The sequence below is a fragment of the Luteimonas sp. KH_071 genome (assembly GCF_057838005.1).
In genome coordinates this window covers 2,453,790-2,469,032 of record NZ_CM174458.1, presented here as the reverse complement: position 1 = coordinate 2,469,032, position 15,243 = coordinate 2,453,790, and the positions used below count along the sequence as shown (strand labels likewise).

General features: G+C 67.2%; 14 protein-coding genes. 9 read left to right on the top strand and 5 right to left on the bottom strand.

The window, feature by feature from the left end; genetic code table 11:
• Positions 1–63 precede the first annotated feature (63 nt).
• From AC3IRM_RS11380 to AC3IRM_RS11360, 5 genes are all read left to right on the top strand, one after another.
• Positions 64–1,566, top strand: coding sequence for an MFS transporter (locus AC3IRM_RS11380; protein WP_489203261.1), 1,503 nt, complete (start codon positions 64–66; stop codon positions 1,564–1,566).
• Positions 1,563–2,615: a glycoside hydrolase family 43 protein gene (locus AC3IRM_RS11375; RefSeq protein WP_489203260.1), complete on the top strand. Its 1,053-nt coding sequence runs from the start codon at positions 1,563–1,565 to the stop codon at positions 2,613–2,615. The genes AC3IRM_RS11380 and AC3IRM_RS11375 overlap by 4 nt, the downstream gene beginning before the upstream one ends.
• Positions 2,605–3,438: an aldose epimerase family protein gene (locus AC3IRM_RS11370; protein WP_489203259.1), complete on the top strand. Its 834-nt coding sequence runs from the start codon at positions 2,605–2,607 to the stop codon at positions 3,436–3,438. Before AC3IRM_RS11375 ends, AC3IRM_RS11370 begins: the two co-directional genes overlap by 11 nt.
• Before the next feature lie 348 nt (positions 3,439–3,786).
• Positions 3,787–4,224: a nucleotide triphosphate diphosphatase NUDT15 gene (locus AC3IRM_RS11365; protein WP_489203258.1), complete on the top strand. Its 438-nt coding sequence runs from the start codon at positions 3,787–3,789 to the stop codon at positions 4,222–4,224.
• Between the two features lie 77 nt (positions 4,225–4,301).
• A complete protein-coding gene (locus AC3IRM_RS11360; RefSeq protein WP_489203257.1) occupies positions 4,302–4,661 on the top strand; it encodes a VOC family protein in 360 nt (119 codons plus the stop codon).
• A 532-nt stretch (positions 4,662–5,193) separates the two neighbouring features.
• Here AC3IRM_RS11360 and AC3IRM_RS11355 read toward each other — a convergent pair.
• Genes AC3IRM_RS11355 through AC3IRM_RS11340 form a run of 4 tightly spaced genes read right to left on the bottom strand, consistent with a single transcriptional unit; the run spans position 5,194 to position 10,438 of the window.
• A complete protein-coding gene (locus AC3IRM_RS11355; protein ID WP_489203256.1) occupies positions 5,194–5,472 on the bottom strand; it encodes a hypothetical protein in 279 nt (92 codons plus the stop codon).
• Positions 5,462–7,816 carry an FdhF/YdeP family oxidoreductase gene (locus AC3IRM_RS11350; protein WP_489203255.1) on the bottom strand — a complete coding sequence of 785 codons (2,355 nt, stop codon included), beginning with the start codon at positions 7,814–7,816 and terminating at the stop codon, positions 5,462–5,464. Before AC3IRM_RS11350 ends, AC3IRM_RS11355 begins: the two co-directional genes overlap by 11 nt.
• On the bottom strand, positions 7,813–8,700 hold the full coding sequence (gene fdhD / locus AC3IRM_RS11345) for a formate dehydrogenase accessory sulfurtransferase FdhD (protein ID WP_489203254.1): 888 nt from the start codon (positions 8,698–8,700) through the stop codon (positions 7,813–7,815). The genes AC3IRM_RS11350 and fdhD overlap by 4 nt, the downstream gene beginning before the upstream one ends.
• A 52-nt stretch (positions 8,701–8,752) precedes the next feature.
• Positions 8,753–10,438, bottom strand: coding sequence for an OFA family MFS transporter (locus AC3IRM_RS11340; protein ID WP_489203253.1), 1,686 nt, complete (start codon positions 10,436–10,438; stop codon positions 8,753–8,755).
• A 207-nt stretch (positions 10,439–10,645) separates the two neighbouring features.
• Between AC3IRM_RS11340 and AC3IRM_RS11335 the strand changes: the two genes are divergently transcribed.
• The 4 genes from AC3IRM_RS11335 to AC3IRM_RS11320 all read left to right on the top strand — a co-directional run bounded on the left by AC3IRM_RS11335 (position 10,646) and on the right by AC3IRM_RS11320 (position 13,161).
• Entirely contained in the window at positions 10,646–11,722 is a 1,077-nt protein-coding gene (locus AC3IRM_RS11335; RefSeq protein WP_489203252.1) for a substrate-binding domain-containing protein, read from the top strand.
• Positions 11,723–11,999: 277 nt separating this feature from the next.
• Positions 12,000–12,404 carry a fluoride efflux transporter CrcB gene (gene crcB, locus AC3IRM_RS11330; RefSeq protein ID WP_489203251.1) on the top strand — a complete coding sequence of 135 codons (405 nt, stop codon included), beginning with the start codon at positions 12,000–12,002 and terminating at the stop codon, positions 12,402–12,404.
• The gene (locus AC3IRM_RS11325; protein ID WP_489203250.1) at positions 12,401–12,811 is read left to right on the top strand and encodes a fluoride efflux transporter FluC; all 411 of its coding nucleotides are present in this window, start codon (positions 12,401–12,403) and stop codon (positions 12,809–12,811) included. The genes crcB and AC3IRM_RS11325 overlap by 4 nt, the downstream gene beginning before the upstream one ends.
• On the top strand, positions 12,811–13,161 hold the full coding sequence (locus AC3IRM_RS11320; RefSeq protein WP_489203249.1) for a DUF190 domain-containing protein: 351 nt from the start codon (positions 12,811–12,813) through the stop codon (positions 13,159–13,161). The genes AC3IRM_RS11325 and AC3IRM_RS11320 overlap by 1 nt, the downstream gene beginning before the upstream one ends.
• Before the next feature lie 197 nt (positions 13,162–13,358).
• Here the strand turns inward: AC3IRM_RS11320 and AC3IRM_RS11315 are convergent, their stop codons facing one another.
• Complete coding sequence (locus AC3IRM_RS11315) at positions 13,359–15,026, bottom strand: alpha/beta hydrolase (protein WP_489203248.1); 1,668 nt, start codon at positions 15,024–15,026, stop codon at positions 13,359–13,361.
• Positions 15,027–15,243: the final 217 nt, after the last annotated feature.

Here is a 15,243-nt window from a genome sequence, read left to right as displayed (position 1 = left end):
ACGTACCCGGGTCCTTGACGCAACGTCGGCATCGGCCGCCTCCACACCGGATCTTCCTCCGCAATGAATCCCGTGCTTCCGCCCAGCGTGTCCGAGGTGCTGTCCGTCCGCGAGAAGGTCGGCTACAGCCTTGGCGATCTCGCCGCCAACCTGATCTTCCAGACGCTGGTCACGTATCTGGCGTTCTTCTACACCGATGTCTACGAACTGCCTGCCGCCACGGCGGCGACGATCATCTTCGTCGTCGGCCTGCTCGGCGCGTTCGTGTTCACGCCGATCATCGGCCTGCTGGCCGACCGCACCCGCACGCGCTGGGGCAAGTTCCGGCCGTGGATCCTGTGGACCGCCGTGCCGTTCGGCGTGCTGTCGCTGCTGGCCTTCAGCACGCCGGACCTCGGCGAGCGCGGCAAGGTCGTCTATGCACTGGTGACCTACACCCTGCTGGTGCTGGTCTACGGTGCCAACAACCTCCCGTATTCGGCGCTGAGCGGGGTGCTGACCGGCAACATGGACCAGCGCAACAGCCTGTCGTCCTACCGCTTCGTCGCAGTGATGGTGGCGCAGTTCGTGATCCAGGTGCTGCTGCTGCCGATGGTGCTGATCCTCGGTGATGGCGACCGGGTGCGCGGCTTCGAACAGGTGATGACGATCTTCGCCATCGTCGGCACCGTATTCTTCCTGATCACGTTCCTGACCACACGCGAGCGCATCGTGCCGACGGCGGCGCAGTCGTCCGGTGTGCGCCAGGACCTGACCGATCTCGTGCACAACCGGCCCTGGCTGATCATGCTGACGCTGACCGTGCTGGTGTTCGTCACCCTGGCGCTGAAGGGCGGCATGACGATCTACTACTTCCAGTACTACCTCGATGCGGCGGCGCTCGCTGCGTTCCTGCAGGGCACCGGTTTCAACAGCTTCATCGGGGGGCTCAACGCGACGTTGACCGGCGTGGGCCTGGCCGGATTCCAGTGGCCGGAAGACGCGCCGACCTCGGCCTTCAGCCTGTTCAATGCCGGCGGCATCGTCTTCATGATCCTCGGCATCGGCCTGTCGCGACCGCTGGCGGAGCGGTTCGGCAAACGGGATGTGTTCGGTGGCGCGCTGTTCGTGTCGACGCTGTTCGTGCTGGCGTTCTACGTCTACCCGCCCGATGCGATCTGGCTGGTCTTCGGCTCGCAGATCCTGCACGGCTTCTTCTACGGCATCACCATCCCGTTGCTGTGGGCGATGATCGCCGACGTCGCCGACTATTCCGAGTGGCAAAACAACCGGCGCGCGACGGCAATCATCTTCTCCGCGATGATCTGCGGCCTGAAAGTCGGGCTCAGCATCGGCGGCGCGCTGGTCGCGGCGATTCTCGCGCGGTACGGCTACGAGACCGGCGGCGGCGCGCAATCGGCGCCGGTCGTCGATGGCATTCGCCTGGCGATCAGCCTGTATTGCGCGACGCCGTTCCTGCTCGCGGTCGGGTTGCTGTTCTTCTACCGGATCGACCGGACCATGGAGTCGCGCCTGGAGCGTGAGCTTGCCGAGCGCCGTCTGCGTGCAGGCGTGGAGGCCGTATGAGCGCGCATCCCACGCCACCGCCCCCGGCGTCCGCGCCCGGAGACGAAGCGCTGTCGGCCGAACTCGAGCTGCTGGCCGCCCGCGCGATCTCGCCACCGCTGGTGACCCATCTCTACACCGCCGATCCCTCGGCACACGTGTTCGAAGGCCGCGTCTACGTCTACCCCTCGCACGACATCGATGCCGGCAAGCCGTTCGACGACGAAGGCGGGCATTTCGGCATGGAGGATTACCACGTGCTGCGCATGGACGCGCCCGACAGCGAGGCCGTCGATTGCGGCGTCGCCCTGCACGTGCGCGACGTGCCCTGGGCGGTGCGCCAGATGTGGGCACCGGACGCCGCGTGTCGCGATGGGCGCTACTACTTCTATTTCCCGGCCAAGGACACCGACGACATCTTCCGGATCGGTGTGGCGGTCGGAGAGCGGCCGGAAGGCCCGTTCATTCCGCAACCCGAGGCGATGGCCGGCACGTACTCGATCGATCCGGCGGTCTACGACGACGACGGCGTGCATTACCTGTACTTCGGCGGCATCTGGGGCGGCCAGTTGCAGAAGTACCGCGACAACGTGCGCGACACTGCACACGAAGAACCCGTCGGTGGTGCGCCCGCATTGGGCGCACGGGTGGGGCGGCTGCGCGAGGACATGCTCGAACTCGATGAGCCCACGCGCGAGGTGCTGATCCTCGACGAACACGGAGTGCCGCTGCGCGCCGACGACGACACACGCCGCTTCTTCGAAGGCCCGTGGGTGCATAGGCATGCGGGCAAGTACTACTTCTCCTATTCGACCGGCAACACGCATCTGCTGTGCTACGCGGTGGGCGACAGCCCGTACGGTCCGTTTACCTATCAGGGCGTGATCCTCGAGCCGGTGGTCGGCTGGACCACGCACCATTCCATCGTCGAGTTCGATGGCCGCTGGTGGCTGTACTACCACGATGCCTTGCACTCGGGCGGCGTGACCCATCTGCGCACGGTCAAGGTGACCGAGCTGCATCACGACGAGACAGGACAGATCCGCACGATCGATCCTTATGGCGGCTGAGCCCGACGCCGCGCTGGCGCCACTCGCAGCCGGGCGGTTGCTGCGCATCGCCTGCGGCACGCTGTCGGTCATCGTCGCGCCCGAGGCGGGCGGTCGTATCGCGCAGATCGTCCACGACGGCGCGCCGCAGCTGATCGGTCCCGAAGACGGGCATCCGGGCACGATCGCCTGGGGCTGCTACCCGATGGTGCCGTGGGCCGGGCGGGTGCGGGACGGCAGCTTCCGGTTCGACGGGCGCGACCATGCATTGACGCCCAATCTCGGCGGGCATGCGATCCATGGCGTCGGCTTCGCGCTGCCATGGACGGTCGAACTGCAGACCGCCGACTGCATCGTGCTGGCGCTGCGACTGCCGCGCGATGCGCGCTGGCCGTTCGGCGGAGCGGTGCGTCAGACGATCCGGCTCACGCCGCGACGCCTGCGTCTGACGCTGCGCCTGGATGCGGGACAGGATGCAATGCCCGCGGTCATCGGCTGGCATCCCTGGTTCCGCAAGCCGGACCGTGTGGAATTCGCGCCGGCGCAGGTGTACCCGCGCGATGCCGAGGGCCTTGCGACGCTGCCGCTGGGGCCGATTCCGACGCCGCCGTGGGACGACTGTTTCGTCGGTGCCGACGGCGCGGTGCTGCATCGCGAGGGCCAACGTCTGCAGCTGAGCTCGGACTGCAGTCACTGGGTTGTCTACGACGTGCCCCCGCATGCGACCTGCATCGAGCCGCAGAGCGGCCCGCCCGATGGGTTCAATCTGGAGCCGTCACGGCTCGAGGCAGGCGCGCGCCTGTCGCGGTGGTTCGAGATGGCGTGGGGTGCGCGTCACGCGTGATGGCCTCGCGGCAGCAGCAGCAGCGGCATCAAGGAAAGACCACATGGCGATGCTGCGATTGCGATCAACCTGGTCTGCTTCGACGGCAGGGCGCGCATCTGGTCCGTTGCTGCCGCAGCTATCGCACGACGCAGACACGCGCCAGGCGATCAAGTCGGGTGCCAGCTCACCTGGGCGCGGCGTTACCGTCGCGAAGATACTGCCAGTCTCGCGGCACTGGGGAGGCCCGGTTCGCCGCGCATGATGTCCGCAGCGCCGCATGACGGGGATGTGCGAAGCCGACGGTGGCGGCCTACGCCGCTGCCACCACCGTAGCCCGTATCCTTTGGTCGATTCCACACCGGCGCGTTGGACGAAGGCGGTCAGATGAGTGATGAGTCGCAAACGATACGCGTGGGCGTCGGCGTGATCATCGTCCGCGACGGGAACGTGCTGCTCGGCGAACGTGCCGGCGCGCATGGCGCGGCCACCTGGGCCTTGCCGGGTGGGCATCTGGAGTTCGGCGAAACGGTCGCCGATTGCGCGCGGCGCGAAGTGCTGGAGGAAACCGGTCTCGCGATACACGACATCGCAGCTGCGCCGTACACGAGCGATATGTTCATCGCCGAGGGCCGTCACTACGTCACCCTGTTCGTCACTGCCAGGGCGAACGGTGACCCGGTGGCGCTCGAACCTGGCAAGTGTCTGGGCTGGCACTGGTTCCGATGGGCCGATCTGCCGCGGCCCCTGTTCGCGCCCTTGCAGACGCTTCACGACTCCGGCTTCGTGCCCGCAGGCGTCGCCTGAGGATTCTTCAATGCGCGCGTCTGCTCGCACGGATGCGATGCGGCATGATCTGCCGTTCTCTCCCTGAGCACGCCGCCATGCCCATCCACGCAAAGCTCGACTACGTTGAATTCCCCGCCCGCGATCTGGACGCGACAAAGCGCTTCTTCGCGCAGGCGTTCGACTGGACCTTCGAGGACTACGGGCCCGATTACGTCGCGTTCGCGAACCAGGGGCTCGACGGCGGCTTCTACCGCGCCGACCTGCAGGCGCGCAGCGAAGCGGGCAGTGCGCTGCTGGTCTTCTACAGCGCACGCATCGAAGAGACGCTGGCGAAGGTCGAAGCGGCGGGTGGCACGATCCTCAAGCCGGTGTTCGAGTTTCCGGGCGGCCGTCGTTTCCATTTCGCCGAGCCCAGCGGCAACGAGTTCGCGGTGTGGTCGGATCCGTCGGCTTGATCGAGGCATCCACCCGATCGAACGTCGCAAGTGCATATCCGATTGCGCGGATCAAGTGGACGTTTTCATCGGGGATGCGCGCGTGGTGATTTTTTGATCGCATCGAACCAGGTCGCTTCCGAGGCGGCCTCGCGGCGCTTATCCACACCTTTGTCATCAGAGCATCCACACCCGGTGTGGACAACCGGCGCCGGGCGCCTGGATGGCCGCGCGTCAAGCACGTTCGTATGTGGAACATGTGCAGCTTGCGTCGCGTTGATTCGGCGGCGCCGGCTGTCAATTTCGATGCGCGCTGTGCGACGTCGCGCGCTCACTGCCCGCATGCACGTTGCGCTGCGCGGGTCAAGACTGACCTGGCGTCCGCAAGACGCCGGTGGTGAAAGATTGACCAGCTGCTTCCGGGCCGCCGGCGGAGCGGGTTCGCGAGGCTTATCCACACCTTTGTCAGCAGACCGTCCACACCCGGTGTGGACAACGCTTCGGCAACCCTCCAGTTCGACGCGGTCAAGCGCAAGCGGACACCGTACCGGCATCAATGCGCCGGCCTGTCGTCCGGATCCACCAGCGACATCGCAACGGCGCGCCCGCGGTCGGTGAGGTGTGCGAGTGTTCGCGCGCCGTCCTCGACCGTGCGCACCCAACCGGGTCCCTGCGCATCGCCGATGCGTTCATCACCCAGGTAGGCCAGAGTGCGCAGCAGCACGCTCATGCGGATGCCCAGCCGCTTGCACAGCCGCGGCAGCGACATGCCGTCCGGCACTGCTGCCAGTTCGGTCAGCAGCGCCTGCAGCAGGGCTTCGTCAGCGGACAACGGCGGCGGGGATGTCGCGCTGGCGCGGCATGTGCGCGCCGACATCGGCGACGTGCGGGGTGACGATGACCGGCACCGACTTCGACGTCGGCGTCCGCGATTCGTCGGCGAAGCTCGACAGTGGCACCAGTGGGTTGGTCTCTGGGTAATACGCCGCCAGGCATCCGCGCGGGATGTTGTACTCGACGAGCAGGAAGCGAGGCGCCTGCCTGCGCACGCCGTCCTCGCAGATGCTCTCCAGATCCACCCAGTCGCCGGCGTTCATCCCCAGCGCGGCGATGTCGTCGGCATGCGCGAACAGCACGCGGCGCTCGCCGAACACGCCGCGGTAACGGTCGTCGAGGCCGTAGATCGTAGTGTTGTACTGGTCGTGCGAGCGCGTGGTCGCCAGCGTGAAGACCGGTTGCGTGCCGTGCATGCGGCGTGCGCGGTGGATCGGATTGTCGGTGGGCACCGGGCAGGCGAAGAACACCGCCTTGCCGGCGGGGTTCGCCCATTTGCGATCGCGCGCGGTGTTGGAAAGACGGAAGCCGCCGGGCACGCGCACGCGGGTGTTGAAGTCGTGGAAGTCTTCAAACGTCATCGCGATCATGTCGCGGATGCGGTCGTAATCCCCGATTGCGCCCAGCCAGTCGATCTTCGATCGTGCGCCGAGCGTGGCGTGTGCGAGACACGCGACGATCGCCGGTTCCGACAGCAGCGTGTCGGACGCCGGCGGATTGATGCCCGACGACAGGTGCACCATGCTCATCGAATCCTCGACGGTCACGCCCTGCGGGCCACCGGCCTGGATGTCGATTTCGGTACGCCCCAGGCACGGCAGGATCAGCGCGTCCTTGCCGTGGATCAGATGACTGCGGTTGAGCTTGGTCGTCACGTGCGCGGTCAGTGCGCAGTTGCGCAGGCCGCGCGCGGTGGCGTCGGAGTCGGGCGTGGCGATGGCGAAGTTGCCGCCCATGCCGAAGAACACCTGGCCGCGGCCGTCGAGCATCGCCTCGATCGCACCGACGGTATCGAAGCCATCCTCGCGCGGCGGCTCGAAGCCGAACACGTCGCGGATGCGGTCGAGAAAGGCGACCGGCGGCTTCTCGTAGATCATCATCGTGCGGTCGCCCTGCACGTTGCTGTGGCCGCGCACGGGGCACGCGCCGGCGCCGGGACGGCCCAGGTTGCCGCGCAGCAGCAGCAGATTCGTCAACACGTTGATCGTCGCGACCGAATGCTTGTGCTGGGTGATGCCCATGCCCCAGCACAGGATCACGCGCTCGCAGGACAGATACAGCTCGCCGGCGCGGCGGATCTGCGCTTCGTCGAGTCCGGATTCCTCGATGATCACGTCCCACGGCTCGGCCAGCACGTCGCCGGCGAACGCGTCGAAACCGGTCGTGTGCTCGGTGATGAACGCCTGGTCGAGCAACGTCGCGCCGCCGTTGCCGGTGACCTCGATGTCGCGCTCCAGCACGTGCTTGATCATGCCCTTCACCGCGGCGAGATCGCCGCCGATCTTGAGCTGGAAGTAGTCCGACGAGATCTGCGTCGAGCCATAGGTCGCCATCTCCAGCTTGTCCTGCGGATCGGCGAAGCGTTCCAGCCCGCGCTCGCGCAGCGGATTGAACGAGACGATCTTCGCGCCGCGCTTCGCCGCCTCGCGCAGCTCACCCAACATGCGCGGATGGTTGGTGCCCGGGTTCTGGCCGAAGATGAAAATGCCGTCGGCCAGTTGGAAATCGTGCAGTGAGACTGTGCCCTTGCCGACGCCGATCTGCTTCTTCAGCGCGGTGCCGGACGACTCGTGGCACATGTTCGAGCAGTCGGGGAAATTGTTGGTGCCGTATTCGCGCACGAACAGCTGGTAGAGGAATGCGGCCTCGTTCGAGGTACGGCCCGAGGTGTAGAAGATCGCGTTGTCGGGCGAGGGCAGGGCATTCAAGTGCTGGGCGACCAGCCCGAGTGCCTCGTCCCAGCTCACCGGTACGTAGTGATCGGTGGCCGCGTCGTAGCGCATCGGTGTGGTCAGGCGGCCCTGCTGTTCCAGCCAGTAGTCGCTGTATTCGGCGAGCTGCGTCACCGTGTACTTGGCGAACAGCTCGGGACCGGCGCGGAACTTCGTCGCTTCCGCGGCCACGGCCTTGGCGCCGTTCTCGCAGAACTCGAAGGTCGAGGTGTGGTCGCGGTCGGGCCAGGCGCAGCCGGGGCAGTCGAAGCCGTCGGGCTGGTTGGCGCGCAGGAGGGTCTTGGCGCCGCTGACCGCGATCTTCTGTTCGCTCAGGTGCCTGGCCACGCTTTTGAGCGCGCCCCAGCCACCGGCGGGGCCGTCGTACTTGCGGATCGTGTCGTTGCTCATGGTGCGGAATTCCTGCCTGGGCGCGCGGCAGCCGGCGATGTCGCCGACGGGGGGAGCAGCCGCTGCGCGTGGGTGTACACGGCGTGCCCGTCGTCGCGGGCAAAACCGATCAGGGTGAGGTGGGCGCGCTGCGCCAGCGAGATCGCCAGCGCGGTCGGCGCGGATATCGCCGCCATCAATGCGATGCCGACGCTGGCCGCCTTCATCGCCATTTCATAACTGGCGCGGCTGGTGACGACGAGAAAACCATTTGCGGGATCGAAATCATCGGTGTGCAGCGCGCCGATCAGTTTGTCGAGCGCGTTGTGGCGACCGACATCTTCGCGTGCGATCTGCAGCGTGCCGTCGAGCGAGGCCCAGCCGGCCGCATGCGTCGCGCCGGTGAGCGCGGCGATTGATTGCGCATCGCGCAGTGCGCGCAATGCACGTGAGAGTGATTCGGGTGATACGCGGACATCGGTCGTGACCGGAGCCGGATAACGCAACGCGGCTTCCAGCAGTTCGCTGCCGCAGACGCCGCAGCCACTGCGGCCGCTCATGCTGCGGCGACGCAAGGCCAATGCCTCGGCGCGCGCATCGGGAATCCGCAGACGGATCTCGATGCCTTCGATGAAATGTTCGACGCCTTCGATCGCCACATCGCCGGGTGCAACGACGATGCCTTCGCTGATCGCGAAACCCCGCGCGAAATCCTCGAGATCCGCGGGCGTTGCCATCATCACCGCGAACGGCACCTCGTTGTAGACGAAGGCCACCGGCACTTCCTCGGCCACGTGGTCGTCGACCTGGCGCACTGCGCCGTCGCGCCAGCGTTCGACCGGACGGCGCACTGCGCCGGCAGTCGTCGGGTCCGCATGGAGATCGCTGTCGTGGGAACGTGTCATGTCAGGAGGGTACCGACGACTGCGTGAGCGGCCGCCGGTCCTGCGTCATGCCTCAGGTAAACAACACCAGGGCTTTTTCCAGCGTTTTCCAGATGCCGAAGGCGAGCGGAATGCCGACCGCGGCCCAGCAGAACGCCACCAGTGCCGGGTTGCCACCTGCGCCGATGCGGTCCATCTCGTCCTGCGACACCAGCGACTTGCCCGATGCATCGACCTTCTCGTGCGCCAGCTGCTTCTCGTGGGCGAGTTCCTCGGGCGACATGAAGTATTTCGCGTTGACCGGACGCACCAGCAGGTTGCAGATCAGGCCCAGGACCAGCATGCCGGCGAGGATGTACATCGTGGTGTTGTAGACCTGCGACGGCGGCATGCCCAGGCCCAGCTGGTACTCGCGCATGTAGCCGATGACGAAGGGGCCGAGGATGCCGGCCGTCGCCCAGGCGGTCAGCAGGCGGCCGTGGATCGCGCCGACGTGCTGGGTGCCGAACAGATCGGCCAGATACGCCGGCACGGTGGCGAAACCGCCGCCGTACATCGACAGGATCACGCAGAACGCCGCGACGAACAGCGCGATCGAACCCGCATTGCCGAGCGTCGGCGCGGCGGCGTAGAGCGCGATGCCGAGCACGAAGAAAATCGAGTAGGTGACCTTGCGGCCGAACTTGTCCGACATCGAGGCCCAGAAGAAGCGGCCGATGATGTTCGCCAGGCTCAGCATGCCGACGAAGCCCGCGGCGATCGCGGCGATGGCCGACAGCTGTTCGGTGCTCAGATCACCGAAGCCGATATCGAGACCGATCAGGCGGCCACCGAACATCTCCTGCAGCATCGGCGAGGCCAGACCCAGCACGCCGATACCGGCCGACACGTTGAGGCACAGGACCGCCCACACCAGCCAGAACTGCGGAATGCCCCAGACGCGCTTCACGTGCACGTGGCCCTGGGTGATCATCGCGTTGTCCTTCGCCGGCGGCGGCGTCCAGCCCTTGGGCTTCCAGCCGGTCGGCGGTACGCGGTAGCCGAACGCGCCGGCCATCATGAAGACGAAGTAGGCCGCGGCCATCACCAGGAAGGTTTCCTTCACGCCGACCGAGGTCGGGGTGGCGAAGTGGCGCATCAGCATGTCGGCCAGCGGGCTGCCGATCAGCGCACCGCCGCCGAAACCCATGATCGCCATGCCGGTCGCCATGCCGCGGCGGTCCGGGAACCACTTGATCAGCGTCGACACCGGCGAGATGTAGCCCAGGCCCAGACCGATGCCGCCGATCACGCCCGAACCCAGCCACAGCATCCAGATCTGGTGCAGATGCACGCCGAGCGCGGAGATCAGCAGGCCGCCGCACCAGCACAGCGCGGCGACGAAGCCGGCCTTGCGCGGGCCGACGCGTTCCAGCCAGCCGCCCCAGATCGCGGCCGAACACCCCAGCAACACGAAGAACAGCGTGTACATCCACTGCAGCTCGCTGATGTTCCAGTCGCAGCTGGCCGAGGTGATGCGGGCGAAGAAGCCCATGTCGGGGCCGCAGGCGATGGCGGCATCGATGCCGACCGCCTTGGACAACGGCAGCCAGAACACGCTGAAGCCGTAGGCCATGCCGATGCACAGATGGATCGCCAGGGCGGCCGGCGGCACCAGCCAGCGGTTGAAACCGGGCCTGGCGATGATGCGTTCTTTCGACAGCAGGCTGCCTTCGCGGGCGCTGCTGGTGGGCTGTGTCGCTGCGGAACTGGTGGCCATGAATCCTCCCCGGGTCGATGTGCCGAACTCTGGATATCGCTGCGCAGTTATGTTTCTGGAGACATATTGGCTGCGACAAAGCGTCGCAACGGTACCCTCGCGACGCTTGTTCCGCTAGGTTCAATAGTCGAATATCCGGCTTTCAAGAACATATTGAACCTGCGGCGTGTGCGCACTGCGCTGCAGCAGGTTCGAAGGGAATCGCGCATGTACAAGGTCCGCATCCAGCCGCGCTGGGAACTGGAGAACAGCGCCGGCGCAACACTGCCCTCGCACCTGGTCGAACTGTTGATCGCGGTCCGCGCCACCGGCTCGCTGGCTGCGGCGGCGCGCAAGGTCGGCCTGTCCTATCGCTATGCGTGGGGACAGCTGCAGGATGCGCGCGAGGTCTTCGGCCAGCCGCTGCTGCGCATGACCCGCGGCCGCGGCGCACGTCTGACGGCGATCGGCGAACGGTTGGTCTGGGCCGACAGCCGCATCGCCGCGCGCCTGTCGCCGATGCTCGACAGCCTGGCGACCGAACTCGAAGCCGAGCTCGAGCGCACGGTCAGCGCGCACGCCACACCACTGCGCATCCATGCCTCGCACGGCTTCGGCGTGGAAACGCTGCGCCGCACGATGGCCGAGGCCGGCCTCGCGCTGGATCTCAAGTACCGCAGTCCCGATGACGCGCTGGTTGCGCTGCGCAGCGGTGCCTGCGACGTCGCCGGCCTGCACCTGCCGATCGGGGAACTGGAACCGGTGCTGTTCGCGCACTACCGCGACCGTCTCGATCTCGACGCCGACCGTGTGATCCATCTGGCGATGCGTCGGCAGGGCCTGGTGCTCGCGCCCGGCAATCCGCGCGCCATCCACACGCTGCAGGACCTCGAGCGCCCGGACATCCGCATGATCCACCGGCAGCCCGGCTCGGGCACGCGGTTGTTGCTCGAGGCAATGCTCGCGCGCCACGGCATCGCATTCGAACGCATCCGCGCCTGCGATGTCGAAGAGCTCACCCACGCGGCCGTGTCGGCCTATGTCGCCAGCGGCCTGGCGGATGTCGGCTTCGCGCTGGAACCGCCGGCGCGCAAGTACGGACTGGATTTCTTCCCGCTGATCACCGAGCACTATTTCTTCCTGTGCCACAGCGACATGCTCGACGCCGGCCGGCTGGTCGACCTGCTGACGCTGCTGCGCAGCGATCGCTTCCGGCGCGCGCTCGGACTGCTGCCGGGCTACGACCCGAGCTACTGCGGCAACGTGCAGACGCTGGGCGAAGCGTTCGCGTCGGCGCGCATGTAGTGGCGGCGAGATGCGGTCGGGGCGGATCGACACGACGCAGCGGGCGCGATAGTTCGGGACAGGCATGCGGTGGATTCGCGTGCGGCAGGCGCGCACGCATGGTCCGAGGCGTGTATTGCGGCGGTTTCAGTCCGACCCGGGCGCCTGCGCTGGGCGCGCTTACCCCGCCTGTTCGCGACCAGGGCATGCCGGCTTGCCACCCGTCCGCGTCGCACGTAGTGTGCGGCGGCGCTGTCCGTCCGGGCGGCGCGCGGACGATCCGTCCACAGGAGACGCCATGCACTGGGCGCTGCAGCTCATGGGAGTCGCGATCGGGGGTGCCCTCGGCGGCGCGGCGCGGTTCTGGCTGTCGGGCCTGGTTGCGCGCCGGATCGGCGAGACCTTTCCCTGGGGCACGCTCGTGGTCAACCTGAGTGGCGCATTCGCGATCGGCGTGCTGGCTGCGTTGCTGACCGACCGCCCCGGACATGCCGTACTCCATGCGTCGCTGTGGACCGGGCTGGTGATCGGCGTGCTCGGCAGCTACACCACCGTGTCCTCGTTCTCGCTGCAGACGCTGGCGCTGTTGCGCGACGGCGAACACGCACGCGCCGTGGGCAATGTCGCCGCATCGCTGATCGGCTGCCTGGCCGCGGTGTCGGCAGGGTATCTGCTGATGCTGCAGGTCTGGGGCCGGGGATGAGTACCGGGCGTGCCTATCTCGCGGTGATGCTCGGCAGCGCGCTGGGCGCGGTCGCGCGTTTTGGCTGCTCGGTGGCGGCACTCGAATGGCTGGGCCCGGGCTTTCCCTGGGGCACCTTGACGGTCAATGTGGTCGGTTCGTTTCTCATCGGCCTGTTCGCCGCAGTGACCGAACCCGGCGGCCGGATCTTCGCCACGCCTGAGCAGCGTCAGTTCCTGCTGGCAGGGTTCTGCGGCGGCTTCACGACGTTTTCGGTCTTCAGCCTGGAAACGCTCTACCTTGTCGAGGCGGGCGCGTTGGCATTGGCCGGCCTCAATCTCGCCGTCTCGATCAGCGCGTGGCTGCTGGCGGTGTGGGGCGGCCATGCGGTCGGCGCGCGACTCAACCGTCTCCAGGAGACTTTGTGATGAGACAGACCACCCCGGGCACATCGCTACGGATCTTCGTCGGCGAAGCCGAGACCTTCGATGGCAAGCCGCTGTACGAGGCCGTCGTGCTCAAGGCGCGCGAACTCGGCATCGCGGGCGCCACGGTGCTGCGCGCTGCGCTGGGGTATGGCCACACCAGCCACCTGCATACCGGCAAGATCCTGCGCCTGTCCGAGGATCTGCCACTGATCGTCGAACTGGTGGACACGCCCGAAGCGATCGAGCGCTTCCTCGACCGGATCGAGCCGATGCTCGACCGCTGCGTGGTCACGCTGACGCCGGTCCAGCGACTTCATCGCGAGGTACCGGCGCCGCATCCCGCTGATTGACGGATGGGCGCGCAATGCGCACACCTGACAGAATCGCAGAGGCTTGAGGGTATCGCCGCGATCACCGCGCTGCGCGGCTTCGAATCGGGCTGGTGCGACGTATTCCGACCTGGGCGCAAGCCGCCTTCGCGGATCGGACGAGCCTGCATTTGGAGTTCCCGTTGCACGTCTGCTCCGTGTAAGCGGCAGGCGCGCCGCTACAGCCCCTCTTTCGCCAGCCTGGCCTTCAACGCCGCCACCGCCGGCGCATCCCATCCATCCGGGGCCGTCGTCGCGATCCACGCATCGACGTAATCCTCCGCCGCGAATACATGCCCGTAACCGGTCGGCGTCGAGGTCGCGACCGCCATGTCCATGCCCAGTTGCAGGAACGTCACCATCGGAAACCAGTGCAGCGAATCGGAGACGTCATCCGCACGCGGCCCGGACAGCCATGCAGGCCGACGTAGCGCCGATCCCGCTTCGAAGAACGTGATCGGATCGCTCGGATACTGCAGATAGACGATGCGCGTGCCGCCCCATGGAGCATTGCCGGCAGGCGCGCCGTCCTGGGTCACGAAGCGCACGACCGAGCCGTCGCCGTAGCGCGGTCGCCATGCCGGCGTTTGCGGATCGCGCCCGAGTGTCGCGTGGCGCCAGGTGCGGCTGGGGAACGGCGGGCCGGCCCACAGCGCGCCGTCGAAAGGCTCGCCCAGGATGTCGAACAGATCGACCGACAGATCGGAGTTCAGCGCGCCCAGGCTCAGGCCGTGCAGATACAGGCGCGGACGCCGGTCGCGCGGCAGCGTGCGCCAGTGGCCGTGCACGGCGGCGAACAACGCGCGCGCCGAATCCGCGCCATAGGTGGGGTCGACCATCAACGCCAGCCAACTGGCGAGATACGAGTACTGCATCGAGACCGTCGCCACATCGCCGCGCTGCAGGTATTCCAGCGCCTTCTGGCTTGCAGGGTCGAGCCAGCCGGTGCCGGTCGGCGTGTTGATCACCAGGGTCGAACGCTCGAACGCGCCGACGCGGATCATCTCGGCCAGTGCGAGCTCGGCACGCGCGCGGATGTCGGGTGCGGAATTGAGGCCCACGTAGACGCGCAGCGGCGCCTGCGCGGGTTGGCCGGTCAGTGCTTCGATCTCGGCCTGCGTCGGACCGGCGGCGACCGCCGCGCGGCCCATGCGGCCGAGCCCGGACCAGCCGATCAACGACGCCTCGCTGCCGGTCTTCAACGGGTCCAGCGGCGGCTCGAGCGCGGTGTCGACGACGGCATCGAGCTGCCGGTACGACGAATCCAGTGCACGCAGACCGGCTTCGAACACGATGCCGTTGCCGATGCCCCAGAACAGCAGGCCCGCGAGCGCGACGCTGACGATCAACGACACGCGCCGTGGCAGATGCCGGCCCAGGCGCTGCGAGAGCACGTACACCACGCCGCCGAAGATCCGGCCGAGCAGCAACAGCACCAGGGCGACACCGCCCGCCACCAGACCGACGAAGAACGGACGCGCACTCGCCACCGCCTCCATGCCCATGCGCGCGCGGATGTCGTTCTGCCAGCCGGACGCCTGCGTCAGGAACACGATCACCATCGCCGCGCAGACGACCACCGCCAGGCCGGTCGCGACACGCCCGATCGCCAGATCGCGCAGCCGCGGCAGGCCGAGAAAGATCCACAGCCACCGCATCAGCACGCCGACGCCGTAGCCGGCCGCGAACGCGATGCCCGACAACACGCCCTGCAGCAGCGCATCGCGCGGAATCAGACTGGGCGTCAGCGATGCGGCGAAGCACAGCGTGCCGAGCCACAGGCCCATGCTGCACAGCGGATCGAGCATGCGAGCGGCGGCGTGGCGGAGCGAGGCGCGTGTGGGCATGGCGCGATGATATCGCGGGTGCTTTCACAACCTGGAAAGTGATCGTGCCAAGCGCAACATGGGGCGCTTGAAGCTCCTTGCTGCGCCTGCCGAGTCTGCGAATTCTCCGGCTCCGTTGTCCCGGGAGCCTTCAAGAGACGCACGTCTGGCCATGCTGGGCGCCGTTTTGATCCTCCTGCCGGGAGGGAGATCAAAATGGGCCCCAGCTTCCGCTGGG

Coding starts and splice junctions, on each gene's coding strand:
- AC3IRM_RS11380 (WP_489203261.1), top strand. CDS start 64: ATGAATCCCGTGCTTCCGCCCAGCGTGTCCGAGGTGCTGTCCGTCCGC.
- AC3IRM_RS11375 (WP_489203260.1), top strand. CDS start 1,563: ATGAGCGCGCATCCCACGCCACCGCCCCCGGCGTCCGCGCCCGGAGAC.
- AC3IRM_RS11370 (WP_489203259.1), top strand. CDS start 2,605: ATGGCGGCTGAGCCCGACGCCGCGCTGGCGCCACTCGCAGCCGGGCGG.
- AC3IRM_RS11360 (WP_489203257.1), top strand. CDS start 4,302: ATGCCCATCCACGCAAAGCTCGACTACGTTGAATTCCCCGCCCGCGAT.
- AC3IRM_RS11350 (WP_489203255.1), bottom strand. CDS start 7,816: ATGAGCAACGACACGATCCGCAAGTACGACGGCCCCGCCGGTGGCTGG.
- fdhD (WP_489203254.1), bottom strand. CDS start 8,700: ATGACACGTTCCCACGACAGCGATCTCCATGCGGACCCGACGACTGCC.
- AC3IRM_RS11340 (WP_489203253.1), bottom strand. CDS start 10,438: ATGGCCACCAGTTCCGCAGCGACACAGCCCACCAGCAGCGCCCGCGAA.
- AC3IRM_RS11335 (WP_489203252.1), top strand. CDS start 10,646: ATGTACAAGGTCCGCATCCAGCCGCGCTGGGAACTGGAGAACAGCGCC.
- crcB (WP_489203251.1), top strand. CDS start 12,000: ATGCACTGGGCGCTGCAGCTCATGGGAGTCGCGATCGGGGGTGCCCTC.
- AC3IRM_RS11325 (WP_489203250.1), top strand. CDS start 12,401: ATGAGTACCGGGCGTGCCTATCTCGCGGTGATGCTCGGCAGCGCGCTG.
- AC3IRM_RS11320 (WP_489203249.1), top strand. CDS start 12,811: ATGAGACAGACCACCCCGGGCACATCGCTACGGATCTTCGTCGGCGAA.
- AC3IRM_RS11315 (WP_489203248.1), bottom strand. CDS start 15,026: ATGCCCACACGCGCCTCGCTCCGCCACGCCGCCGCTCGCATGCTCGAT.